This is a genomic window from Sphingomonas sp. CBMAI 2297 (assembly GCF_029870595.1).
In the GTDB taxonomy this organism is placed as follows: Bacteria; Pseudomonadota; Alphaproteobacteria; order Sphingomonadales; family Sphingomonadaceae; genus Sphingomonas.
Window position 1 is genome coordinate 81,512 of sequence record NZ_JAPDIR010000017.1, and the last position, 22,255, is coordinate 103,766.

The window sequence follows — 22,255 nt, forward strand, 5'->3', positions numbered from 1 at the left end:
AGTCCAGAGGATCATTTGCGCGATGCGCGCGCTCGTTCTTCTCGGCTGCCTGCTGCTCTCCGGTTGCGGCACGCTCAATCCATGGCACGACGAGCGCGCGGCGATCGCCCGAGCGGCTGCCCGAGAGGGCCGGCTCGTCATCTGGTCGGCGACCGACCGCCCCGCCGTCGCCCAGCTGCTCGCCGACTTCCAGCGCCAGCACCCCGACATTCATATCGACTATCGCGAGATGCCGGCGCTCCCGGTCCACCATCTGGCGGAAGAACGCGCCCGCAACGGCGGCGAGATGCCCGACTTCCTGTGGAGTTCGGCGATGGATCTGCAGATCAAGCTCGTCAATGACGGCCATGCGCTCCGCTATGCATCGCCCGAGCACGCAGCCCTGCCGGAATGGGCCAACTGGAAGAATGAAGCGTGGGGCGTCACCGCCGAACCCATCGTGATGGTCTATAACCGCAAGCTGCTGGGTGCGCGCCGCGCGCCGACGAGTCATGCGGACCTGCTGCGCCTGCTCGAATCGGGCGCGCCGGATCTACGTGGCCGGGTCGCGACCTACGATGTGGCGAACTCGGCAGTGGGCTATCTCTATCTATCGCAGGACGAAGCGGCCAGCAGGCTCGCCTGGCCGCTGGTCCGCGCGCTCGGCGTCAACGGCGTGCGGCTGTTCACGACGAGCGAGGCGATCATTTCGGACGTCTCCGCGGGTCGCTCGGTCATCGGATACAATGTGCTTGGGTCCTATGCGATCGCGGAAATGCAGCGAAACCCCAATCTCGCCGTGGTATTGCCGAGCGACTATACCCTGCTGACCTCACGCATCGCGGTGATACCGGCCAAGGCCGCGCACCCCAATGTCGCCCGGCTCTTCCTCGACTATCTGCTGTCAAAGCGTGGCCAGGCCCATCTGGTGGCGAAGGCCATGCCGTCCGTACGACGCGACATGGCGGTTCCAGCCGCGCTGCGCACGCCGGAACAGCTGCGCCGGGCGATCCCGGTGAGCCCGGCACTGCTCGTGGTGCAGGACCGGTTGATGCGCCGGCGCTTCCTGGCGGAGTGGAACAGGCTGATCCACCTTGACCATCCGGCGCCCGGCGAAGATTCCGCGCGCTAGCAGGCGCGCGCCAATCGTTCCTGATGCGTCCGCATCCGAGCGTCGAGGCGTTCGGCAACGGAGCGGCGGGTCGGCGGCGTTACCAGAATGTCAGACGAGCGATAGCACAGGATGGCGACCGATCAGTCCCTGGCGAAGCGCGAAGGCGCACATCCCTGAACCCGCCGAAAAGCAGCCGCGAATTTTCCCGGATTGGCATAGCCCACCCTGATCGCGACCTGCATGACCGAATGCCCCGCGACCAGAAGCTCCGCTGCCTTTTGCATGCGATATCGCGTGAGCCATGCATATGGAGCAACCCCCGTACGGGCCTTCAAAGCGCGCGAAAAACCGCTCGGATCAAGCCCTACGGCCGCCGCCATCGCCGTGACGGTCACCTGGCCATCCAGGCGCCATTCCACATAGTCGAGCAGAAGGGCGTACCGCCTTTCGCAAAGCGGATGCGATGGCACCTTTGGGACCGGAGCCCCCCTCAATTCCGCCAGCCGCCGCAGCACCAGCAGGACGCCATGCTCGAAAAAGGCGCCGGACGGTCCGTGCAGCGCCGCTTCGTGCCCCAAAGCGACCATCACCGAAGCGATGAGCGCATCATCGACGAACCTGCCGGAGAGATGATCGAGATGATCGAGATCCCAGGCCGGCATGGATGGGAATGCCTCTGGCAGCAGCGCCAGCCCCACCATCGCGGTCGGCCCGCTCGAAACGGTTCCGACACAACCGGGTGGACTGATCGCCAGCGTACCGGGACGCCAAACGCCTTCAAGTCGCGCGCCGCCTCGATGCTGGACCAGCCGGGTACCGCGTCCCGTGCACAGGCCGAGGCGCAGATGCGGCCCATTGGCGATCTCGCCCTCGAAGGCGGGGTAATGCGCGCGAATGAGAAGGCCGGCGCCCGCATCCAGGTGCGCCGCCTGCTCGGTCGTCGGCACATGCCGCAAGATCGCCTCCCGATCGGAGGCGGCCCGTCGAATATTTCCCGGATCGGAGCATCCGGTCCCGGATCGGAGCTGCGGCGACTGCATGAGACATTATACCATGAGAATTATTCGCAACAACTGCTTTACGGGGATTATGCGCGCTACACTCTTTCACGCCGCTTCGGCGGCTGCTTTCGCCTGCGTGCTCACCCAACCTGCCTTCGCTCAGGAACAAGACGCCCCGGCAGCGCCCAACGGCGTGAGCGATATCGTCGTCACCGGCACGCGGCGGGAAACGCGGCTTCAGGACACAGACGTCTCGGTCACCGTTCTCGACCGCAAGACGCTCGATGCGGCGCGTATCCGCGATGTCCGCCAACTCGACGCCGTGGTGCCCAACGTCCAGTTCAACGAGAGTGGACAATTGGGCAGCACCTTCATTTCGATCCGCGGAATCGAGTCCAATCCGTTCATCATCAACCGCGCAGCCGTCTATATCGACGGCATCCCGTTCCGCGAATTGTCGAATGCCGTCCTCAATCAGGTCGAGACGATCGAGGTGCTGCGCGGACCGCAGGCGACCCTCTACGGCGCCAATAGCGAATCCGGCTTGATCGTCATCAACACCCGCGCACCGACCGACCATGTCGTGGCCGAGGCGCGGGCGACCGGCGCTGCCTATCGCGGTGGCGTCAACGGCGCGATCGACGGATTCCTTGGCGGACCGCTGGCCGGAGACAGGCTTGCCGGCTCGCTCGCCTGGAAGGCCGAGCAGGGCGACAGCTTCCTGGCCAACCGTCGGCCCGGCGCGCCCGCCGGGTCGCTGCGCACCCTGTTTCTGCAGGGTCGGCTCCGGTGGCGGCCGACCGATCGGCTCACCCTCAACGGCACCGCCTATATTCTCGACAAACATGCACCCGGCATCTTCGACCAGCAATATGTGCCGCTCGATGTCGATCTCTACAATCGCACCTATGCCGACCGCTTCAACGGCGGCCGGCGGATCGGAAAATTCTCCTCCATCGAGGACGCGCCCAAGCTGACGAACCAGCGCGAGATCGTCGCGGGTGTTTCCGCCCGCTATGATCTTGGCTACGGCGCGCTCGATGCTGCGGTCTCGTACCGACACTATTACAGCGACGCCAAGGGGCTCGACTTCGACTTCACGGCACTCCCCACTGCAGCGGGCGAGGACCGAAAGGCGCGCGACTTCTATAACGCCGAGCTGCGCTTTTCCTCGCCCGCGAGCAAGCCGTTCAACTACATCATCGGCGTCACGCATTATCGCGACGACAACGACCGCTTCCAGACGACCTTCGCGGGGCCCGGCACCCTCGACAGCTACAAACCGGCGCCGCACCAATACTCGCACGCTCGCGATTGGGGTGTCTTCGCGTCGGCCAACTGGTCGCCCCTGTTCCTGCCCAAGGTCACGCTCAGCGGGGGCATACGCTATGATCACGCGCATCGCGCCGCGAAACAGAATGCGGGCCAACTCGACCTGGGTGGCGGCAACTTCTTCATCTATCGCGACGCCGAACTCGCCGGCGACTTCCACGCCGCCCTGCCGCGCTTCTCGGTGCGCTATGCACCGTCGTCGCGGCTGACCTTCTACGCCAGTTCTTCCAAAGGCTATATTCCCGGCGGCTTCAATCTGACGGCGGCGCAGGCCAACCTGCCGAACAGCGTCCTGCGCTACGCCTCGGAGACGATGTGGAGCCATGAGGGCGGGTTCAAATGGCGTTCCGCGGACGGCCGGCTGCGCCTCGCAGGCGCAGGCTTCTATATCCGTTCGAACAATTGGCAGGAGATCCAGGTCGCCACCGATGCGACGGGGCGGATCATCTCTTCCGACTATATCGGCGCCAGTGCGTCAATCGACAGCAAGGGCTTCGAGCTCGAGGCCTCGGCAGAACCGGTGCGGGGTCTGAGCTTCATCGCCAATATCGGCTATGCCGACGCGCGCTACCGCGACCTCCAGATCGATGCGACCACCAACGCACGCGGCCGGCGCGTCAAGCTCGTACCGGCCTATGACGGCTACCTCGCCGTACGATACCAGCGGCCGGACGGCCTGTTCGGCCGGGCCGAGCTGTCGCTGAAGGGCAAGGAGTTGCTCAACAGTGGTGGCGCGCCGGTGCAGCCGGCGACGCAGACGGTCGGGCTCCAGCTGGGATATGATGGACCGCGCTGGTCCGCGCGCGCCTTCGTCGACAACCTCACCGACGTGCGTCGCGCGAGCGGTCTTGCGTTCCGCAACCTTGCCTTCGGCAATGACGGCAACTGGTATGCGCCCGTCAGCCGAGGCCGACAGGCGGGGATCGAACTCGCGTGGAAACTGTGAGGGGCGATCGGTCGGGCTCACCGCATTGCCGGGGGTAGCGACGCCAACCGAAGCCTTTGCCGCGATCGATGCCGGCGCCGCGGCGCTCAAACTTTTCCCTGCGGAGGCCGCCTCACCCGCTATACTCAGCGCGATGCTGCAAGTCCTTCCGCGTGATGTGATCGTACTTCCCGTCGGAGGCATTACCGCTGGCACAATGCCCTTTTGGCTGGCGGCCGGCGCCAGAGGTTTCGGCCTGGGTGGCGCACTCTACAAGCTTGGCACTCCTCCCCGACAAGTCGCAGACAATGCGTTGCGCCTGGGGTCCGCATATCGCCAGTGGAGTGCCTGAAAACAAAAGCATGGCCGTCAGGGAATTCGGTCGAGCGATGCTTTCCGGATCCTGGTCGGCTGCTTTCGGGCTTCGCGTTGCCGGCACTGAATGTCCGATATGGGCGCAATGCCCTTGAACTTGGCCAGCACGACAAGAGCGGCGGCTGATTGATCACCGCCGTCCTTCCGGGACAATCGTCACGGAGAAGCGCCTGGCGATGGGGCGCCGGAGTATCCGGCCGGATTGGTCCGCTGGGTTCCGGAGGGGTGTGGGCGCTGCTGTGCGGTGAACGCGAAAAGCCCGCCAAGCTGTTGGCCTGGCGGGTGTGCGGTTGGTGTTGGTTTGGTTGCGGGAGTAGGATTTGAACCTACGACCTTCAGGTTATGAGTTAGTTTCGCCCTCTTTTTCTTCTTTATCCGAAACTACGAAATCTCCGCCGATCTACGAATAACGCACTGTTACTATTGATTTATTTACGACTATGCCCTACCTTATTTTACGACGTTGGGACGCATCTATACGCTCCCAAATGATTCCGATTTGATTCCGGTGTAAGGGGCGGGCATGACCAAGATCACAAAGCGTTCCGTCGATGCGGCAGCACCGGCCGACAAGGAATTCTTCCTTTGGGACGAGGAGCTGAAGGGTTTCGGCCTTCGCGTTTATCCGTCTGGCCGGAAGATGTACCTTGCCCAGTTCCGAGCGAGCGGACGTCTGCGCCGGGTCAACATAGGTCTGCATGGCGCGCTGACGCCTGACCTCGCTCGGACAGAAGCCATGAAGCATCTTTCGCAGGTCCGCCTCGGCGCTGACCCAGCGGGCGAACGAGATCGCCGTAAGGTCTCCCCCACCATGAAGGAATTCGGCGAGCGCTTCCTCCGAGAACACGTCGCAGTGCACTGCAAGCCTACGACCGAGGCGGAATACAGGAGGTCGATCGAGCTCTTCATCAACCCGAAGCTGGGCTCGCACCGCATCATCGACATCACCCGCACAGATGTCGTCGAGCTGCACCAATCCATGAAAGAGACCCCCTATCAGGCCAACCGAACGCTGGGCGTCCTCTCGATCATGTTCACCGTCGCCCACACCTGGGGCGTGCGCACCGATGGCATAAACCCCTGCTGGAAAGTCAAACGCTACAAGGAGACCAAGCGCGAGCGCTATCTTACACCTGACGAGCTTGCCCGTCTCGGCAAGGTCCTGCGCGAAACCAATTCCGAACACGAGGCGGCGTCCTGCATCCAGCTTCTCCTTCTCACTGGCTGCCGCCTAAGCGAAATCCAGAAACTCAAGTGGGAATACGTCGATCTTGACGCCGGTCTCCTACGACTCCCAGACTCCAAAAGTGGCGCGAAGCTCGTGGCAATTGGTCACGCGGCTGTAGAAGTCTTCAAGACCATCCCCAAGGTCAAGAAGAACCCCTATGTCATCACCGGTTTGGTGGAAGGCCGGCACCTAACCGACATGCAGAAGCCCTGGCAGCGGCTTCGCAAGCGGGCGGGACTGGACGATCTTCGTATCCATGACCTCCGCCACTCCTTCGCCTCGGACGCCCTTTTCCTCGGTGAGGATCTGCCTATGATCGGCAAGCTGCTTGGCCATACTCAGGTCCAAACTACCGCGCGCTACGCCCACCTTAAGACCGATCCTATCAAGGCCGCCGCCAACAAGGTGTCAGAGGCGATCGCGCTCGCCCTCACCCTTCCCGTTCAGGCGAAGGCGGAAGAACACGAACTAGACGATCTGGGTATCGCAGCCTGATAAAGCTGCCCAATTGCTCACGCCGGACAGAGGTCGGAGATCGGGTCCAGCTTCGCACGCTAGATCTCCGGCTCATAATCTGAATCTGCTCGTCAGGGGCAGCCACCGCTATCCTGTACGAGCTGGCCCGGCCCGGAGATTACCAGGGCCGGCTGAACGGCTAGTATTAGGGCGCATTCCCACTCGGTGCGCTTTCCCGCCCAGGAGCAAAGCGCATGACTGGTGCTTCGCCGGCTAGAACGGGCGACTGATACGCGCGAACTTATCGCTCATCGCCAGGTAGATTTCATACTTTCAGTATTGCAGACGACGGCGTTCGATTGCACCATCCTGTTGAGCCATTCAAACGAATGGGAGACTGAATCGAAACTTGCGACGGATTATTCAAAAACCAACGCACCTTGAGCAAGCATCAATCAACAATCACTCTCACCGGGCACCGTCAAAATGAGAACTATATTAGAAGGAATCGGAGCATTGATGGGCCTTCCCATTTCCGAAGGAGGGACACGTCAGCACAGAATTAAAATTATTCTAACTATTGTGCTTATATTTATTTGTTCTGCAATAATTCTTATATTTTCCTGATGTACCCACAAATATAAACCCATCTAATCGACGGCACCTTGTGGAATAGGCAGCCACCTCTTTACATCTCCCGATGAGATACTACTTAGGCATGCCAATCTAATTAATTCGCAATTATCATCTTTATTAATTAAGCATAAATAATAGTTGCAGTATCCATAAATATAACTTGCATCATTCTCATTATTATACCCAGATAATAGCGCCTCTTTGAATTCACTCACCGCAGACTGCGTCTTATTTTCAAGTATATATAGTGTCGCCGAGAACGCCACAGCCAGGGCATTTCTCTTACCGCCCCATCGATAATACTTATCGAGGAGCGCTCTTGATCGAGCGATATCCCCATCCCTGTATGCTTTAAATGCAAACGATAAAATGAAAGGGCACGCAAAGCTCTTCATTTAATTTCCAATCAGCATCTTAAATCCATCCCAAAGTGCTCCGAGAAAATCTCCCGAAGCGCCGGTAGTTTTCTTCGCCATGGTATCTATGCTTCCTCGCTCCGCTGCCCTTCTTGCCATGTCAGCCGCGCGATATTCTGCAGGTATACGCTCCGCCTGAACAGTTCGCGCGACCCCTGTGATGGGTTTCGGTACTTCCCTGATAACACGTGGAGCCGTTCTCACAATCGGCTTGGCAGCGACCCTGGGCGCACTTCTAACGCCGGTTACGACTACGGCAGCCGTGACCTCGGGAGCAGCCACGACGGCCGTCCCAGCTGTTGCAACGGTGGCCGCCGCTACTCCAATTACCGCGGCTGCCGTCGGGTGCTTTTCCGAGAACTCACGATGAGCGTCGCCCATGCGAGTAACCTGGTCCTTCTTCGGATCTGGATTCTCGGAGCAGCACGCGGCTTCTCCCGAGGGGTCTCTAGCGTTGACCGGATCATTGCCCACATAGGCGTACAGGTTGACCTGGTCCTTGTACCCAATCGGATCGGTCTGCATGAACCGGCCCAGCGTCGGCGAGTAGATACGCGCCTTGTAATAGTACATTCCCAGCTCAGGGATCCACGCCTGGCCGGTATATTGGAAGCGCCCATCCTGACCGGCGCCAGGGATTCCATAGTCATCATAGCTATAGATCTTCCCTGTGCCGCTTGCATCCGCGACGGACACGATGGAACCCTGATGATCGATTTGCAGGCTATGGCGGCTGCCGAGCCAGGCGCCCTTGTACCAGAGGAGCGGATCGTCCTCGCCGGTGCCGTGAACATAGCGGTTCAGAAGCATGCCGTCGCTTCCATATTCCGCGACAAGCTGGTCGCCGTCGTGGAGAAAGCGCGTCACCGCCCCGCTTGCGCTCGAGACCTGATAGAGACGCCCAAGCGGATCATAGACCAAGCCGACGCCGGCCGAGGTCGAAGTCAAGCGGTTCTCGGAGTCATAGGCATAGGTCTTCTCGCCATCGCTGGTCAGATTCCCATTGCCGTCATAGCCATAGGTCGGGCCCGGGACGCCGCCATACTGGAAGCCGCTATACTGATTCAGGCCATTGGCGATGTAGGTACGATTGACGTTCTCATATCTGGTGAAGCGATACGCGTCAGTCGAACGCGCGCGGCTGATTATCTGGCCCGCAGGATTATATCCAAAGGTCGTGACCACATCCTGCGCGGTTCCGGCCAGATCGTCCGCAAGCTGGGCGAGACGCGACACCCCGTCATACTGATAGGTGGAGTTCACGACCCCACGGGTTTCGCCGGCCCGGCGTCCCTGGGCATCCCAGGCCATCGCCGCGACGCCCAGGCCGCCGTTCTCGCGAATTGCGACCGCGCGATTCAGCGTGTCATAGTCATAGCTGAAATACTGCCCATCGGGGAACGTGATCCGGGTCCGGTTGCCGGCAACGTCATACTGGAAGCCGAGCGTCCGCGCCGTTCCATCCATGTCGTTGACGGTGAAGGTCTGCCGTCCCAGCCCATCATAGCCATTCGTGATGCCACGCCCCGTTGCGCTGAATTTCGCGGCAAGCTGCAGCCCAAGCAGGTCATAGGTAAAATCGACGCCCGGAGTGGTCGCGCCCCTCTTGGAGGTAACGCGGTTCAGCGCATCATAGCCATATGTCAAAACCTGCCCGTCACGCTTGCGCAACTGGGTCCGATTCCAGTTGTTATCGTACTGATATTCCTCATAATCCCAGGAATTGGCGGCGCCGGCCGAACTCAGGACCGTGGAAAAGCTCTGCGGATTGAAGCTCACGGACCGTGCGGCAGAGGGGAACATCCAGCGCGAAAGGCGGTCGTGCCCATCATAGGCGTAGGAGGCCCGGTTTCCGTTCGCATCGATGACGTCCCCCTGTTTGCCGTTCGGCGTGTAGGAATAGGTGACGTATGGCTGCTCAAATGATGTGCCGATCGCCTTGCGCACCTGAAGGAGCTGCCCCGCGGCGTCGTAATAGTTTCGGGTCACGCGGTCCGGACCCTGCGCGCCCTCGGCGCCGAGACTGCAGGCGTCGGCCCTGTTCGGGGTGAAGGCAGCCTTGTTCATTCGAACCGCGGTACAGAGAAGCCGGCCACGGGAGTCGTAGGAGAAGTCGGTCGCGGCCTCGATGCCGCCGCCAACATATCGCCGCTCTCCGACCTTTCGACCCTGGTCGTACAGGGAAACCATACGCTCGCGGACAGCCATGCCCTGCAGATCGGAGGCCGAGGCCCCGGACGCGGTTCCCAACTCTACCGACGTGCGAAACCCATCCGCATCATAGCCATATCGGGAAGCCGCGCGCGGCAAGGGTCCGGCGCCATCCGGATCCGGGCCGATTTCGCCAACCAGCTGGCGGGCATCATCATAGAAAAAGAATGTCGTGTCATCCGGGCCTGGCCGGGGACCGTCGACGGAGATCACATTGCCAACGGCGTCATAGGCACGGGTGACGATGCTGGCCAGCCCGCCATCCCCGGTGCTGGTCGCCTCGATAGTCGGCAGGAGATTGCCGTCGTAACCATAGGTTACGCGCAGCTCGCCGGAAGATCCCGGACACTCGGTGGCTATTCGACAGGTGGTGGTGTAGTCGAGCTTCCAGACCGGGCTGCCGGAACCCACGAGCAGCCCAGCGGCATTCTTGTAGACTGCCTGCACCTGGCGATAATAATATCGGGTCCGCGGACGAACGCCGCTATTGTCGGCGGGAAGCGTCTTCACGGTCACGAGGCCCGTCTGCGGGTCGTAGCCGTAATCGGTTCGATTGCCCTTCGCGTCCAGCGTATAGTCCGGCCGCAGGCACAGGCTCCAGTCGGCGCAATCGGTGTAGCTCGCCGTTGAGCTTATGGATCCGGAATTGCCGGGCTTCGGATTGCCCGTGACCGACAAGAGACGATTGCGTACTGCTTCGCGGCCGATCGAGACCGAGTTTCCCTCGGGATACGAGACCAGGGATACATCGAACTCCTGCGGCCAATAGCTGCCCGTGGGGCTGACCGCCTTCTTGACATCGACCTTGGTGGTCCGGCCATTCTCATCCGTGAGGCCGAACCTGTACGTACCCGGCGAAACATCCCCCTCCCGATAGGGCGTGTCGCGATCGATATAGAACCGCCGCGTGGCCTGATCCGGACTCGTCGCGACCGCGCTGTTTACGCGTGCGAAGCGATCGACGTCATACGAGTAACTGGTCCGCCCATCCGCATCCTCGTACCAAGCCGTGGCGATGATGTTCCGTGGAGCAGGGTTACCCGCTACCCCTCGTTGGCCAAATGACTCGCGTTTGAACTTGTAGTTCAGGCCGCCATTAGGGCTGGTGACCGTCGTGGTCCCATCCGGGATAATAGTCGTAGCGCCATAGGATCGCGAAGACTGATCCACCGCAGACCACTGATCGACCCCTCCCGAAATCGAGTGGGTGATACGAACCTTGGGCCAGTTTCGGGTGGTCGAGCAGGAGGCCGCTGCCGGATCGCAGTAATCCACCGCGAGATTGATGAGTCGTACCGTTTGATCGTCGCCGCTTCCCTCGAAGCGGAGCTGATATCCGGCGTTCGAGGTTATCGAACGAAGACCATTCGGTCCGCTTCCGCCGAAGGCATATGTGAGGCGGTCGCCATTGGGTTGAACGACGTCACGAAGCGTCCCCATCAAGTCATAGGCGGAACCTGCCGTCGTGAAGGAGCGCCTATCAAAAATATACTTCGCGCCGCCCCCGTCGGTTAACACATAGCCCGAGGATGTTTCCTCGAGCCTTGACCCATCCGGGCTCGTGCGCGGGAAGCCGCCGCTCCAGCCAAAATCATGCGCTTTCGCCCCAACTTCGGCAATTATCTGGACATAACACCCGGCTGGGACAGAGGTTACACCATTTGCGCACTGCGTAATCTTCAAGCGGACACTCAGCGGCGGCGCCGCATTGAGCGCATCCATGAACGTATTGAAGACATCGTACGACAATAGGGGCGCGTCGGCGGGACCAATGGTGAGCCTGGTACTCGATTTTGTCAGCTGCCCGGATCGCAGATCGACCGCGTTCTCATCCGAGAAGGTTACGTTAGGAAGCGTGCCCTCCACGGCAATCTGCGCCTTCGCGCTCGTCACCCCAAGGGCGACAAGCGCAGTAGTTGCAAGAAGAATCTTCTTCATACAAATAAATCCCGATATAGAATTCATGAATTTCGGAAGCGCTACAGCGAAGCCGCCATGGACCCAGCCTTCTGTCGCAGATCGCTGGAGCCCCTATGACCTGAACATTCGGGCAGCCCATTGCCGTTTGCGCCGCACGCATCGCGGTGTAGCCGTGCACGCCCGCCTTGCCCAACTTCCATTTCGTAGAGCGATCACCTTAGCCGTTTCCGGCAATGGTAAATCTGGCCTGAGACCTGGTTATGCTGGCGTTGCCACTATATATGCTAATATTAGCAGTATATGGAATGGTGAGACCATCAGATCTGCAACACTCTGGCGGGATATCTATCGATCCCCATACTTGATTTGCCGAGAAGGTGACAATACCCGATGGATTCCGATGGTGATTTGTCGTGTACGATATTTGTACAGCACCTGAGCAGACTCCCACTTTCTCAATGGAAATTTGCAGAGTGAATTCGTCGTTACCTGCGGCATCGTGGATACGGAACGAGCAACTTGACTGCCCCCCGCCGTTGGGAGCACCCACAACAGTGACATTGGTCCTGTTACCGGCCGCATCAAATGTATAGGACTGCGTTACGCCTGAAGCAGCGCCGCCCGACACCGCTATGTTGGTAAGCCGACCCAGGGCATCATAGGTGTACGCCGTTGTTTCCTGGGCCTTTGCCAAGCTCGGAGCGCACAACATGGCGGAGGCAAAAGCGACCGCGAAAACCTTTTTTTGCATATCATCTCCAGATATTCGCCGCAGCCTGAAGGCGGCGTCACGCCGCGTTGCGTACGCCCCAAACAGAGTACTTGCGCAATCAGGCTTACAGTCCCACCACGAACGCATCGAACATTTCTAGACCCGCAGATGTATCAAGCCGAGAGTCCGCAACCTTCACGGAATTTCCAAAAATTACGGAAGGCAGTCGAGGCGGTTCGCCATATACTCAATTTCTCGTAATATGACGAAATTTCGGAGCAACAGTTAATTTAAATACAACTTGCTTGCAGTAATAGTATTATTCCCCGCAATATCGATAGACTTTCAGTCTATACACGCGATGCCAGAATGAAATTCAGTGCCATTGGGCAAGCGAGCAATCGAATTCGCATCACATCCCCGATCACCAAACACCTTCCGGTTACCCCGCCACGCATGCGGCAGGATCAAGCCCCCGCACTTGCCAGAAAATTCTGTTTCGCCAACGAAACTATCGGGCCTTGTTTACAAAGCGATGGCACTCCACGAATGTTCGCCCCGTTTTGGATCAAATTCTACAGGAGGTTGGTAGCAACCGTGACGCGGTTGATCCGACCTTGTTCCGGCGACGGCAAGCGCTCTCCAGCGCATTCAGCAAACACGCGAGGTAAGGCGCAACTCCACCCTTTTCCTGCCATTTCACGCTAGAGTACGATAACGTATTTCGGTTGTTGAAATGCCCTGATTCCTGCCTCTTCTAATCATCCCCGACGCGGCGCCGCCAATCGCGGCCCCGCAGCAGAACGGGGATCAAGACATGGGCATCTGAGGCGACCCTTCGCGGCGCGCGCATGCTACGCGCCGCGCTCGGCCCCGCCATCGCCGGTTTTCTCGAAGATCCCGCGATCGTCGAAGTCATGCTCAATCCCGACGGGCGGCTCTGGATCGACCGGCTGTCGGGCGGCCTCGCCGAGACGGACGAAACCCTCTCCCCTGCGGACGGCGAGCGCATCGTCCGCCCGGTCGCCCACCATGTCGGCGCGGAGGTTCATGCCGGGGGCCCGCGCGTCTCGGCCCAACTGCCCGAAACGGGAGAGCGGTTCGAGGGGTTGCTGCCGCCCGTAGTCACCGCGCTCGCTTTCGCGATCCGCAAGCCCGCCGTCGCGGTCTTCACCCTCGACGACTATGTCGCCTCCGGCATCATGTCGGCCAGTCAGGCCGAGGCGCTGCGCGTCGGGGGCGCCGCCGGTTCTATCTCAGCCTTACACCGGAGACGACGCAGTCAGTTGGCACCTGGCTGACCGAATTGCGCGCTACATTTCCGCGATAGCTGCAAATGGCGGCAGATGGGCCGGTTGCCGACGGGCGGTTTTCGGACATCCAAGACGAGATAGCTGCCGTTCAAGCCAGTAGGTCTTTCATGGCCGACAAGTGTTCTCGATACCGGTCGCGAAGCCCCTGTGGTGCATGACGCTGAGCAAGACGCCACGGCGGATGAACCCGGGAAAATGCACCGTGCATGGCTTTCCCAGCACTCCACCGACCGGGCAGCGAAAAAGACCAATTTCCCGAAGGAGGTTGCCGACAAGGCGCTGGCACACAAGATTCCCGATCGCGTCGAGGCGGCGTATCAGCGCACCGACTTTTTCATGAAACGCAGGCTGGTCATGGACGAACGGGCCAGCTTCCTGGAACATTCACCAGCGCAACAGCCAGCTGAGCCTAAGGTTGGCCACAGAGCCGCGATGGCATAGCTTCGGTATTGCATGATCACCGAAATTCCGACTGCCGAGGACTTCTACACCGCTGGCATCAACCAGCTGCACCTCGCCTGGCATTTATGCATGCGGGCGGTTGATGATTACAGGGCCGTGACCGCCCATGTCGACGACGACGATTATGCTGATGCAACCAATGATTACTGGCAGAGAACCCAGCCGGCCCTGGCCAATGCCTACGGCCTTATCCAGCAGGCAATTGAAATGGCGCTCAAAGGGCGCATCGCGGCAGTATCGCCCTACCTGCTTGTCGCGCGCGATCCCAAGGACTGGCCTAAGGCAGTTGATACCAAACCGACGCCGTTCAGCGAGTTCAGAACGCTGGACGCCGCCGATCTGATCAGGGTGCACAACAGCGTCGCCACGGTACCGTTTGATGACACGTTCCAGGAGTTTTGGGACGATGTTCGGCGCGAGCGGAACAAGATCATGCATTCCGTCACGTTCAGGTCGTTCGAGCCGGCGGTATTGATCCGAACCATATTGAGGGCCGGCAAAGCCCTGTTTGCCGACATCCCCTGGCACCACCGGCTCCTGGAGATGGAGGTCAACGGCAGGTACGACTACTATGGTGCTGGTGACAGCACGCGCAACGTGGTGATGCGTCAGATCGCAAACGCGATTGGCTATCTGGCCCCCAAGGAAGCCAAGCTGTTTCTTCGGTTCGACAAGGATGCACGTGCCTATCGCTGTCCGTCGTGTTGCGCCGAGTCCGACCGGGAATGGCACGACGGCGTGCCTGCGCTCGCCCAATTTCCTCCCCGCTCGAAGGCAGCGACCGAACTTCATTGCATTGTCTGCGACCAGACCAGCCTCGTGCAACGTCTGCAATGTGCGAACACGAAGTGCCCTGCCGACGTGATATTTGAGGGCCAGTGCCTAGTCTGCCTTCAGGATCAGGACTCGCCCTATCTGTTCAAGTCGCGGTTTGAACTGGGCGATCCGAATGAAAGCATTCGGTATCGGCTCGACTTCCGACAGGGCATCTTCGGTCGCGGTGGGTGCAGCGCAGGCGACATGAGGAACTTCGCGGACGATGAAGCGGCTCAGGAACACGCCAGGCTCGCGATGGAAGATTCTCATCTCCAGCGTTGGGAAACCGTGTCCGTGAGCGAAGACGGACAGTTCAGCATCATCACATTGGGGAATGAGAAGCCCGAACGTCTCCTCGGTACATGGGTTCGTGTCGATGCCCGTCTGGAGTGGAGGCCTGGCTTCAAACCCGATCTTTTGCCAGGCGACCTCTTCTAGCCGCGTCGGCTAGAGCAGGCCCTGTCGGCCTTCCGCCGGGTTGTTGGTGAAGATCTCGATGTCGGCATAGGTCGCAGCGTTGGCCGGCGGATCGATGTTGTCGAAGATGATAACCTGCCCCAGCGCGCCTAGCGATCCCAGATGCGCGAGCATCCGCTCTGCGAGATCGGAACTCTTGATAGCCACTTCCTCGGCCGAGAGCGCGCCGTCCCGTGACCGGATCGGATCGCGATAGGTGATGAGCGGGCTGTCGAGCACGACGAAGCCCGGATGCGGCAAGTCGCGCTTCCGGCAATAGGTCATTAGCCCGACCTTGAATGCCGCATGGGTAATGGCCCGCACGCCCTTGCCGTTGTCCTTCCGCTGCTTGCCATCAATGATGAGGTCGAAGTTTTTTTCGATCTCGAAGAAAGTCCGGCATTCGCCGGGGAAGCCCCACTCTTTCAGGATTGAACCGACTTCCATCGCAAACTGGTTGGCCGTGTGCACGGACAGTCCGGCCTGGGCATTTGACGGCAGTCGCTTTTGCCGTCTCTTCTTGAGCTCAGCGATCTGCTTTTCGAGTTCGAGCTTTCGCTTCGAGAGCTCCAGGCCGCGATTGATGCGGTCGCGGCGCGGGATGATCTCCGACAGGCGGCGCAAATTATCGTCGGCGGTGGGAAGTCCGGCGGCGATCTCGGCTTCGATGGATGCCAGGCTTTTCTGATTGTCGAGGAGGCGGCCGCCAGTGCGTTGAAGCTCGGCGGATGTATCGCCGACCGTCGCGGTCAGTTCGACGCCATGGGCCTTGACCTTGGCGATTTCGATTTCGGCGGCGGCGCGCGCCGCCTCGATCTCTGCAAGCGCGTGCTTGTGCTTTTGCGCTTCGGGTGGGGCACCGCAGACCGGACAGCTGTCGTCGGCCGTGAGGCCCAGAAGAAATCCCGCTTCCTCGATCGATTCTAGCCGGGCAACGTCGCTGTCGTAGACCCGCTTCAGCTGCGAGAAATTTTCAAGCGCGAGGACGATGTCGGTGACCCGCTGCTGATCGCGATTGATGAGCTTGACGAGATTCGCCTTGTTTTCGAGCTTTGTGCGCGCCGACTCGCGCGCGAACGCGATCTGCCGCTCGAGATTGGCCAGCTCGCCGCGCACTTTTTCCAGCTCATCGGTCAAATTATCGAGATCGGGGAAGCTGTCCGCGATTTCGGCGTCGACCTCGATCAGCATCTGTTCGAGCAGGCTCACCTGGGCCGACCGCCCGGCGCTATATTCCTTGGGTTTCAATTGGGTGATGAGCGCTGAATCGTCTTCGCCGGTCAGCATGTATTTGAAGATGTTGCGCTCGAGCGCCGCGAACTGGACCTCGCCGGTCTGCGCGGGCGACGTCTCCGACTGGATCGATGTTTCATCGACGATGCACAAACGAACGATGTCGCGAAAGCTGAGTGGCTTTTTGGTCGCCGACTTGTCCTGCGCGATCTCCTTGCCGGCCATACCTAGGCGGCCGAGCAGATTGTTCGACAGATTGTCGTCGTTGTTTCTGTTGTGCCGTGCGCCCCACACCACAGGTTCCGCACCGTTGACGGACACCAGGAATTCGCCACCGGCGAGGGCACGTTCAAGAACCAGCCTTTGATCGGGCTGCAGTGTCAGCTCCAGCTGCACCCGGTCATAGGGTCGTCGTTCCTGGATATCGGGAAGTTCGCGATTGCCACCCAGCATGAAGTCGAGCGATTTGACGGCAAACGACTTGCCCGTGTTCGACGCGCCGAACACGAACGAGAAACTGTCCGAGAATTTCAGTTCGGCGCGCGTGTCGCCGGTCGCATTGGTGAATATGAGCCGGTTCAGCAGGATCAATGGCTCACCCATGCGCCCGTCCACCTTCAGCCTGGAACTCGATGCTCCAGCGCCCGATCTTGTCGCTGATCAATTGCACGAACTCGGTCGTGTCGACCCGGCCGACGTAATCGATGAGCCAGACCGCCCTCTCCTTCAACCGCCGGCCATAATCGGACCGCACGAGCTGCGCGAACTGGGCGCCCTCCTCGGTCACGCAGAACATAATGCCGGATGTCGTGTAGCTCGTGGCCACGAGATGCAGTCGGCGCATGAGCCTCAAACCATCCTCCACGTTGCGTCGGCGCACGACCAGCTCGCCATCACGCTGCGGGATATCGGGATGGAGGCTCTCAGGTCCGCCGATGTCGGCGGTGTGCACAACGAGATGATCGAGCCAGGTGAGATGGGTCAGGTCGAACGCACGCGGTTGCGCGACGCCGAGCAGCAGGACGCTGCGCACGCCCGTTTCGAGCGGGCTGTTGAACAACTGTTCCGGTACAGCCGTGGTCATTTCGGCGCCTTCCAGCTGATTTCGCCGTCGTTGACCAGATGATGGCAGATGCCCTGCTTGACCGGGATATAGGCATAGCTGGCAAGCGGCCCCGCCGGCTCCAACCCGCCGGCGCGCGACATGGTCGCTTCCACGCGCGCGAGTTCATCCGCGGCGGCCTGTTTCAGGGTATCGTGGATGCCGAGGCGAATACCGAGCCGAAACTGGGCGATCGTCTCCGGCGAAGTGTTGTCGCGATAAAATTTCTGGAAGCCCTCGGCTTCGTAAAAGCGCAGCCGGTGGATCTTCAGGTCTTCGCCATGCCCGGCATCGTCGAAGACATCCTGGTGGGTGCCGAACTTGCCCTTCTCACGATCATTATATGCGCCGAGCAGCGCATCCATATAGACCATCTCGTGCGCCTGCACGTCGAGTGGCACCGTACCCTTGGGATAGTCCCCGGGATCATTGCCGAATAGCGCGAACAGGAGCGGTTTGGCGGCCGGGTCGGCGATCATTTCATCGACATCAACAAACGAGATCGTGGAATAGTCGAACGCCTCGACGGCGGCCAGAACCTCCTTCTCAAGCGCTATCGTCTTGTTCTGGACAATCTTCGTGGCGCAGGCGGTATCCCAACCCGCAATCAGTTCGACCTTGAAGCTCGCCGGCTTGTTGATGAGCTTCAGAAGGGCCGAGTTCAAGCCTTTGGGTGCGACAAAAACGAAGCGGCGTGGCGACGTGAACTCGCCTTGCGACGCCCAGTAAAGGATCTTGCCGACAGCCAGAAGGCCTTCGGCCTTGCCCAGCTTGGAGCGGTATTGCTTGCACTGGTAATTGTCCCAGTTGTCATCATGGCGCTGGTCCGTACAGAAGCCGACAACGTCGCGCCCCTTGTCGCCCGCTCCCCCGAACCGCTTGACCTCGACATAGTCCGCCGAGCGGTGCTCGACCCATTGCCGGCAGAATTGCTCAAGCTCGGTATCGTCCATTTGCAGGATCAGACGATCCAGCTTGACCTTCAAGCAGCGATCGGACGCATGAGCCGTTCCCCTCCCCCTGGCACGGGAATGCTATCGCGCTGGTGAAGTAGGCGCAACGGCACGGGCCAGCCATTAATAACCACTTTGGTAATATGCGACGCCATCAAGGCCGTCGATTACAGTTCGAAGCCCTAGCCGGAATTTCTGGCGAGCAGAAGGTCGAGGCTTAAGACCACCACCCGGGTCGACTTGCCGAGCTTGATCGTCTCGACACTGCCATCCGCTATCAGCGCGCACATCTTCGAGCGACCGATCAACAGCAGCTCGGCTGCTTCGTCGACCGTGACGCACATGACGGCGCTGCGACTTACACTTCTAACCGTATCGCTCGCTTTTCGTCCCCGAGCCGATGTTAGGCGCTTGAAACCGACTGGCTGCTTTCAGGATTCAAAGCGCCCGCCGGGAATGGCTGATTGTGGGGCGCATAGCCGTCCGGCATCGGCGCGGTCCATCCGGCGCGCGGATGGACCGCGCCAGCCTCAGATCTCCGTTCGTTCAGCAAGGGTCAGAGCATCTTCAATGTCGACGCCGAGATATCGGACCGTGTTCTCGATCTTAGTGTGTCCCAGCAGAATCTGGATTGCGCGAAGGTTGCCGGTGGCCTTGTAGATCATCGATGCCTTCGTGCGCCGTAGTGAGTGCGTGCCATACTCGGCACGGCGAAGTCCGACTGCCTCAACCCACTCATCGACAAGTCGAGCGTATTGGCGCGCGCTGAGGTGGCCGGTATGGTCGACACGGCTCGGAAAAGCGTAGTCGTGGACCGTGCCGCCGCGGCGTTCCAACCAAGCGAGCAAGCTCGCTCTGACATCAGCTGTTAGCTCGAACTGCACGAGTTTTCCGGTCTTCTGCTGGATGACGATCGCCCTGGTCTTGATGTCGGCTCCAGATACGAGATCGCCAATCTTGATTTTCACCAAGTCGCAGCCGCGCAGCTTGCTGTCGATCGCCAAGTCGAACAGCGCCCTGTCGCGAACGCGGCCTTCGCGATCCAGGAAGAAGCGAACGGCCCAGATTTGCTTCTGCGTCAGCGGTCGCTTGGTGCCGACGGTCTTGCCCGCGTTCCACGCAGGCCGGCACTGCGAGGCTGGATCATAATGTGAGTGTCCCATTGTTCGTCTCCACGGCCGCAAATTGGCCGTTGAGTGAACGCGCTGACCGAAATTGGCCTCGCAGCACGATGCGGCAGCTTGCGCCCCATTTGCAGTCATTCGCCAGAGCGCTAAGGTCGCCTCATGGCCGAAGTCACTGACGTCCTGCCCGACCTCCAGAAATGGAATGCGGGAGCTGGTATCTCGCCGAACGACTGGATTTACATCGAAGGGCGAGCCGATCACGCCCTCGGGTTCTGCTCGCTGTTTTGGCCGGAGTTCATCGAGTTCGACGGCTACGTTCTACGCGCTCCGCTCGATTTGGAACGGCTGAGAGATTGGGAGCGAGCCGCGCATTCGCGGCAGCAGGTTGAGACAGCCATGAACGCTTTCCTTTTTGACCACATGTTCCCGGACGATGAAACCGAAGCGAGCCTGAAGAGCGTTCAACTCACCCGTCTTGCTACCATCATGGCTGACATGCTCGCGACTAAGCTGAACCGCGAATTTCCTGACCGCCGTTTCTCCGCTTTCGTGCTGGAGCAAGCTGATTTCGGGGCGCGCAACGGCTAGGCCGAACGGCGACGACTAAGGCGCATAGCCGCCCGTCATCGGAGCGGCCGATCTTCGCGCAGACGAGCCGAGCTTCATCGTCAGGATCTCATCGACCGACGGGCTGCCGTTGCACCGGCTGATCGCTTCCGAAGTCGGGCGCTGCCCCGAGTTCGGCGACATCCTCTATCGCCGCGCGCCCGTTCCAACCCAGCAATTGCTCACGGCTGCGCGTATACTGGTCTCGCCCTGATACTGCCTCGTGTCTGCCCCACCTGGCGTAGTGCCGAAGCGTAGAGGATCGTATTTTCTACCAGCGTAGCGCGGCATAGCGTGGGAATTGGTTGCAGGAGTAGGATTTGAACCTACGGTTGCAACATCGCGTTTCGCGCGCCGAACTGGTATCTCACTCAGAAGGCAGACGAGCACCGAGAGGAGGCGCCTTCTCTCAGGCAGAAACGCTCGTCGATCGTCGATCCGGATCGTTGCTCGAAATATGCGTAGCGTAGAACCCAGGAACCGAAGGGTTGCCTAACTACCCGTAGACCTTCTTCAGCTTATCACCGAACGGCCTCAGGCACCTACTGACGGGCGAATCTGTATTTTGTTCCATATCCAAATATTGTCTGGAAGGAATTGAAATGACCGACTACGAAAAGGAGCGCCTACTCTTCGAAAAATATTTGGAAGAGTTTCGCGAAAAATATCCACAGCCAGAACTAACTCTTACATCCCGTGGGAATCCCGATCCTCGCCTCGTCGAACTTGTGCGCTTGCTCGCAAGGAAAGCCGCACGGGAATATCTAGAATCCGAAAAGAAAGCCCGGAGTGCGGATTCGTCCAAACCAATGTGAAGCTGTTTCTTGCGACCACCGCCCAGAATCTCAAGCTGATCGGCGTCTGCCGCATGGTGGCGCCGGCCAACCGGGCGTCACGCGCCCAGCTGGCTGTCTCCTCGAAGACCTTGCGGTCACCGTGATAGGCCGCCTCGTCCGTGTGGATACGGAGCAACTTCACGTCTGATAACTCTGATGCCCTTCCTCGCGCTTCGGCTTGCGCCCCTCGGTCATGCCAAGACAACCTTGGCGATGACCAGGAACTCCGCCAGCTTGAGGATGGTTGCGACGATCGGCCGCCGATGACGATGGTGGCGAGCGGCTTCTGGACCTCGGCGCCGGTGCCTGTGGCGAGTACCATCGGCACGAAGCCGATCGCGGGGACGAAATCCGTCATGATCACCGCCCGCATCTTTTTCGGCCACGCCTTCGCGGATCGCCTCGGTGCGCGCCAAGCCGGCCTCTAGCCGCTCGCGGATCGCCGTCATCACGATGAGGCCGTTGAGCACCACCACGCCGGCCAGGCAGATGAAGCCCGCCGCGGCCGAGACCGAAACAGCGATGCCCGTCAGCGCCAGGGTGAAAACGCCGCCTGCGAGGCCGAGCGGCACGGCGAGGAATACCGCAGCCGCGCGGCCCCGTGCGCTCAGCGCCATGTAGAGCAGCCCGAAGATGATCGCGAAGTAGCTTGGCGCGACGAAGGACAGTCGCCGCAAGGCAGCCTGGAGGTTACGGAACTGTCCACTCCACTCCGGATAATAGCCGGACGGCAGCTTGACCTGCCCCACCTTGGCCATCGCCTCGTCGACGAACGAACCGACATCTCCGGTCTGGGATCGGCCCGGAAATGCGACCGGCGATTCCGCGAGATTCCGCGCGGGAATACCCGCCCGATTGATTCCGATATGCTTCCGGAGCGATTCCGGAGCGGCGTGGCCCAGAAACGCAAAATCCCGCCAAGTCGTTGACTTGACGGGAGAATTCTTGGTTGCGGGAGTAGGATTTGAACCTACGACCTTCAGGTTATGAGCCTGACGAGCTACCGGGCTGCTCCATCCCGCGCCACCTAGGGTTTGTGGGTCAGG

At 60.2% G+C, this 22,255-nt stretch carries 17 protein-coding genes, 1 tRNA gene and 3 pseudogenes; 11 read left to right on the forward strand and 10 right to left on the reverse strand.

From position 1 onward, the window contains the following. The first annotated feature begins 22 nt into the window (after positions 1 to 22). Complete coding sequence (locus OMP43_RS19425) at positions 23 to 1,111, forward strand: ABC transporter substrate-binding protein (protein WP_280281204.1); 1,089 nt, start codon at positions 23 to 25, stop codon at positions 1,109 to 1,111. Positions 1,112 to 1,233: 122 nt separating this feature from the next. On the opposite strand, the gene OMP43_RS19430 is transcribed toward OMP43_RS19425, so the two are convergent. Further along, entirely contained in the window at positions 1,234 to 2,040 is an 807-nt protein-coding gene (locus OMP43_RS19430) for an AraC family transcriptional regulator (RefSeq protein WP_280281221.1), read from the reverse strand. Positions 2,041 to 2,287: 247 nt separating this feature from the next. On the opposite strand from OMP43_RS19430, the gene OMP43_RS19435 reads away from it, so the two are divergent. From OMP43_RS19435 to OMP43_RS19445, 3 genes and pseudogenes are all read left to right on the forward strand, one after another. Beyond that, positions 2,288 to 4,372: a TonB-dependent receptor gene (locus OMP43_RS19435; RefSeq protein ID WP_280281205.1), complete on the forward strand. Its 2,085-nt coding sequence runs from the start codon at positions 2,288 to 2,290 to the stop codon at positions 4,370 to 4,372. A gap of 7 nt (positions 4,373 to 4,379) precedes the next feature. Beyond that, positions 4,380 to 4,703, forward strand: a pseudogene (locus tag OMP43_RS19440) (2-dehydro-3-deoxy-6-phosphogalactonate aldolase); the annotation flags it as partial. 546 nt (positions 4,704 to 5,249) lie between these two features. After that, positions 5,250 to 6,449 carry a site-specific integrase gene (locus tag OMP43_RS19445; RefSeq protein WP_280281206.1) on the forward strand — a complete coding sequence of 400 codons (1,200 nt, stop codon included), beginning with the start codon at positions 5,250 to 5,252 and terminating at the stop codon, positions 6,447 to 6,449. Positions 6,450 to 7,441: 992 nt separating this feature from the next. Here the strand turns inward: OMP43_RS19445 and OMP43_RS19450 are convergent. Continuing rightward, positions 7,442 to 11,611: an RHS repeat-associated core domain-containing protein gene (locus OMP43_RS19450; protein ID WP_280281207.1), complete on the reverse strand. Its 4,170-nt coding sequence runs from the start codon at positions 11,609 to 11,611 to the stop codon at positions 7,442 to 7,444. A 199-nt stretch (positions 11,612 to 11,810) separates the two neighbouring features. After that, positions 11,811 to 12,452: an RHS repeat domain-containing protein gene (locus tag OMP43_RS22835; protein WP_348538615.1), complete on the reverse strand. Its 642-nt coding sequence runs from the start codon at positions 12,450 to 12,452 to the stop codon at positions 11,811 to 11,813. A gap of 704 nt (positions 12,453 to 13,156) precedes the next feature. Here OMP43_RS22835 and OMP43_RS19455 point away from each other — a divergent pair. The 3 genes and pseudogenes from OMP43_RS19455 to OMP43_RS19465 all read left to right on the forward strand — a co-directional run. Then, positions 13,157 to 13,537: pseudogene (locus OMP43_RS19455) on the forward strand (P-type conjugative transfer ATPase TrbB); the annotation flags it as partial. A 231-nt stretch (positions 13,538 to 13,768) separates the two neighbouring features. Continuing rightward, positions 13,769 to 14,059 (forward strand): hypothetical protein, encoded by a 291-nt coding sequence (locus OMP43_RS19460; RefSeq protein ID WP_280281208.1) that lies wholly within the window; start codon positions 13,769 to 13,771, stop codon positions 14,057 to 14,059. A 12-nt stretch (positions 14,060 to 14,071) separates the two neighbouring features. Next, positions 14,072 to 15,334 (forward strand): hypothetical protein, encoded by a 1,263-nt coding sequence (locus tag OMP43_RS19465; RefSeq protein ID WP_280281209.1) that lies wholly within the window; start codon positions 14,072 to 14,074, stop codon positions 15,332 to 15,334. Between the two features lie 9 nt (positions 15,335 to 15,343). Here the strand turns inward: OMP43_RS19465 and OMP43_RS19470 are convergent, their stop codons facing one another. The 5 genes from OMP43_RS19470 to OMP43_RS19490 form a co-directional block, all read right to left on the reverse strand. Beyond that, complete coding sequence (locus tag OMP43_RS19470) at positions 15,344 to 17,176, reverse strand: hypothetical protein (protein WP_280281210.1); 1,833 nt, start codon at positions 17,174 to 17,176, stop codon at positions 15,344 to 15,346. A 4-nt stretch (positions 17,177 to 17,180) separates the two neighbouring features. Continuing rightward, positions 17,181 to 17,669 (reverse strand): ABC-three component system middle component 2, encoded by a 489-nt coding sequence (locus OMP43_RS19475; RefSeq protein ID WP_280281211.1) that lies wholly within the window; start codon positions 17,667 to 17,669, stop codon positions 17,181 to 17,183. Continuing rightward, on the reverse strand, positions 17,666 to 18,673 hold the full coding sequence (locus tag OMP43_RS19480) for an ABC-three component system protein (RefSeq protein WP_280281212.1): 1,008 nt from the start codon (positions 18,671 to 18,673) through the stop codon (positions 17,666 to 17,668). Before OMP43_RS19480 ends, OMP43_RS19475 begins: the two co-directional genes overlap by 4 nt. Positions 18,674 to 18,822: 149 nt before the next feature. After that, the gene (locus OMP43_RS19485) at positions 18,823 to 18,984 is read right to left on the reverse strand and encodes an excisionase family DNA-binding protein (protein WP_280281213.1); all 162 of its coding nucleotides are present in this window, start codon (positions 18,982 to 18,984) and stop codon (positions 18,823 to 18,825) included. Between the two features lie 186 nt (positions 18,985 to 19,170). After that, a complete protein-coding gene (locus OMP43_RS19490) occupies positions 19,171 to 19,803 on the reverse strand; it encodes a tyrosine-type recombinase/integrase (protein ID WP_280281214.1) in 633 nt (210 codons plus the stop codon). 123 nt (positions 19,804 to 19,926) lie between these two features. On the opposite strand from OMP43_RS19490, the gene OMP43_RS19495 reads away from it, so the two are divergent. The 4 genes from OMP43_RS19495 (at position 19,927) to OMP43_RS19510 (ending at position 21,313) form a co-directional block, all read left to right on the forward strand. Further along, on the forward strand, positions 19,927 to 20,355 hold the full coding sequence (locus OMP43_RS19495) for a hypothetical protein (RefSeq protein ID WP_280281215.1): 429 nt from the start codon (positions 19,927 to 19,929) through the stop codon (positions 20,353 to 20,355). A gap of 109 nt (positions 20,356 to 20,464) precedes the next feature. Next, a complete protein-coding gene (locus OMP43_RS19500; RefSeq protein ID WP_280281216.1) occupies positions 20,465 to 20,587 on the forward strand; it encodes a hypothetical protein in 123 nt (40 codons plus the stop codon). Positions 20,588 to 20,975: 388 nt separating this feature from the next. Further along, positions 20,976 to 21,188 (forward strand): hypothetical protein, encoded by a 213-nt coding sequence (locus OMP43_RS19505; protein ID WP_280281217.1) that lies wholly within the window; start codon positions 20,976 to 20,978, stop codon positions 21,186 to 21,188. Next, positions 21,185 to 21,313: a hypothetical protein gene (locus tag OMP43_RS19510; RefSeq protein WP_280281218.1), complete on the forward strand. Its 129-nt coding sequence runs from the start codon at positions 21,185 to 21,187 to the stop codon at positions 21,311 to 21,313. Before OMP43_RS19505 ends, OMP43_RS19510 begins: the two co-directional genes overlap by 4 nt. Positions 21,314 to 21,347: 34 nt before the next feature. On the opposite strand, the pseudogene OMP43_RS19515 reads toward OMP43_RS19510, so the two are convergent. Further along, positions 21,348 to 21,994 (reverse strand): annotated as a pseudogene (locus tag OMP43_RS19515) (efflux RND transporter permease subunit); the annotation flags it as partial. 161 nt (positions 21,995 to 22,155) lie between these two features. Further along, positions 22,156 to 22,232: transfer RNA gene (locus tag OMP43_RS19520), tRNA-Met, on the reverse strand. Positions 22,233 to 22,255: the final 23 nt, after the last annotated feature.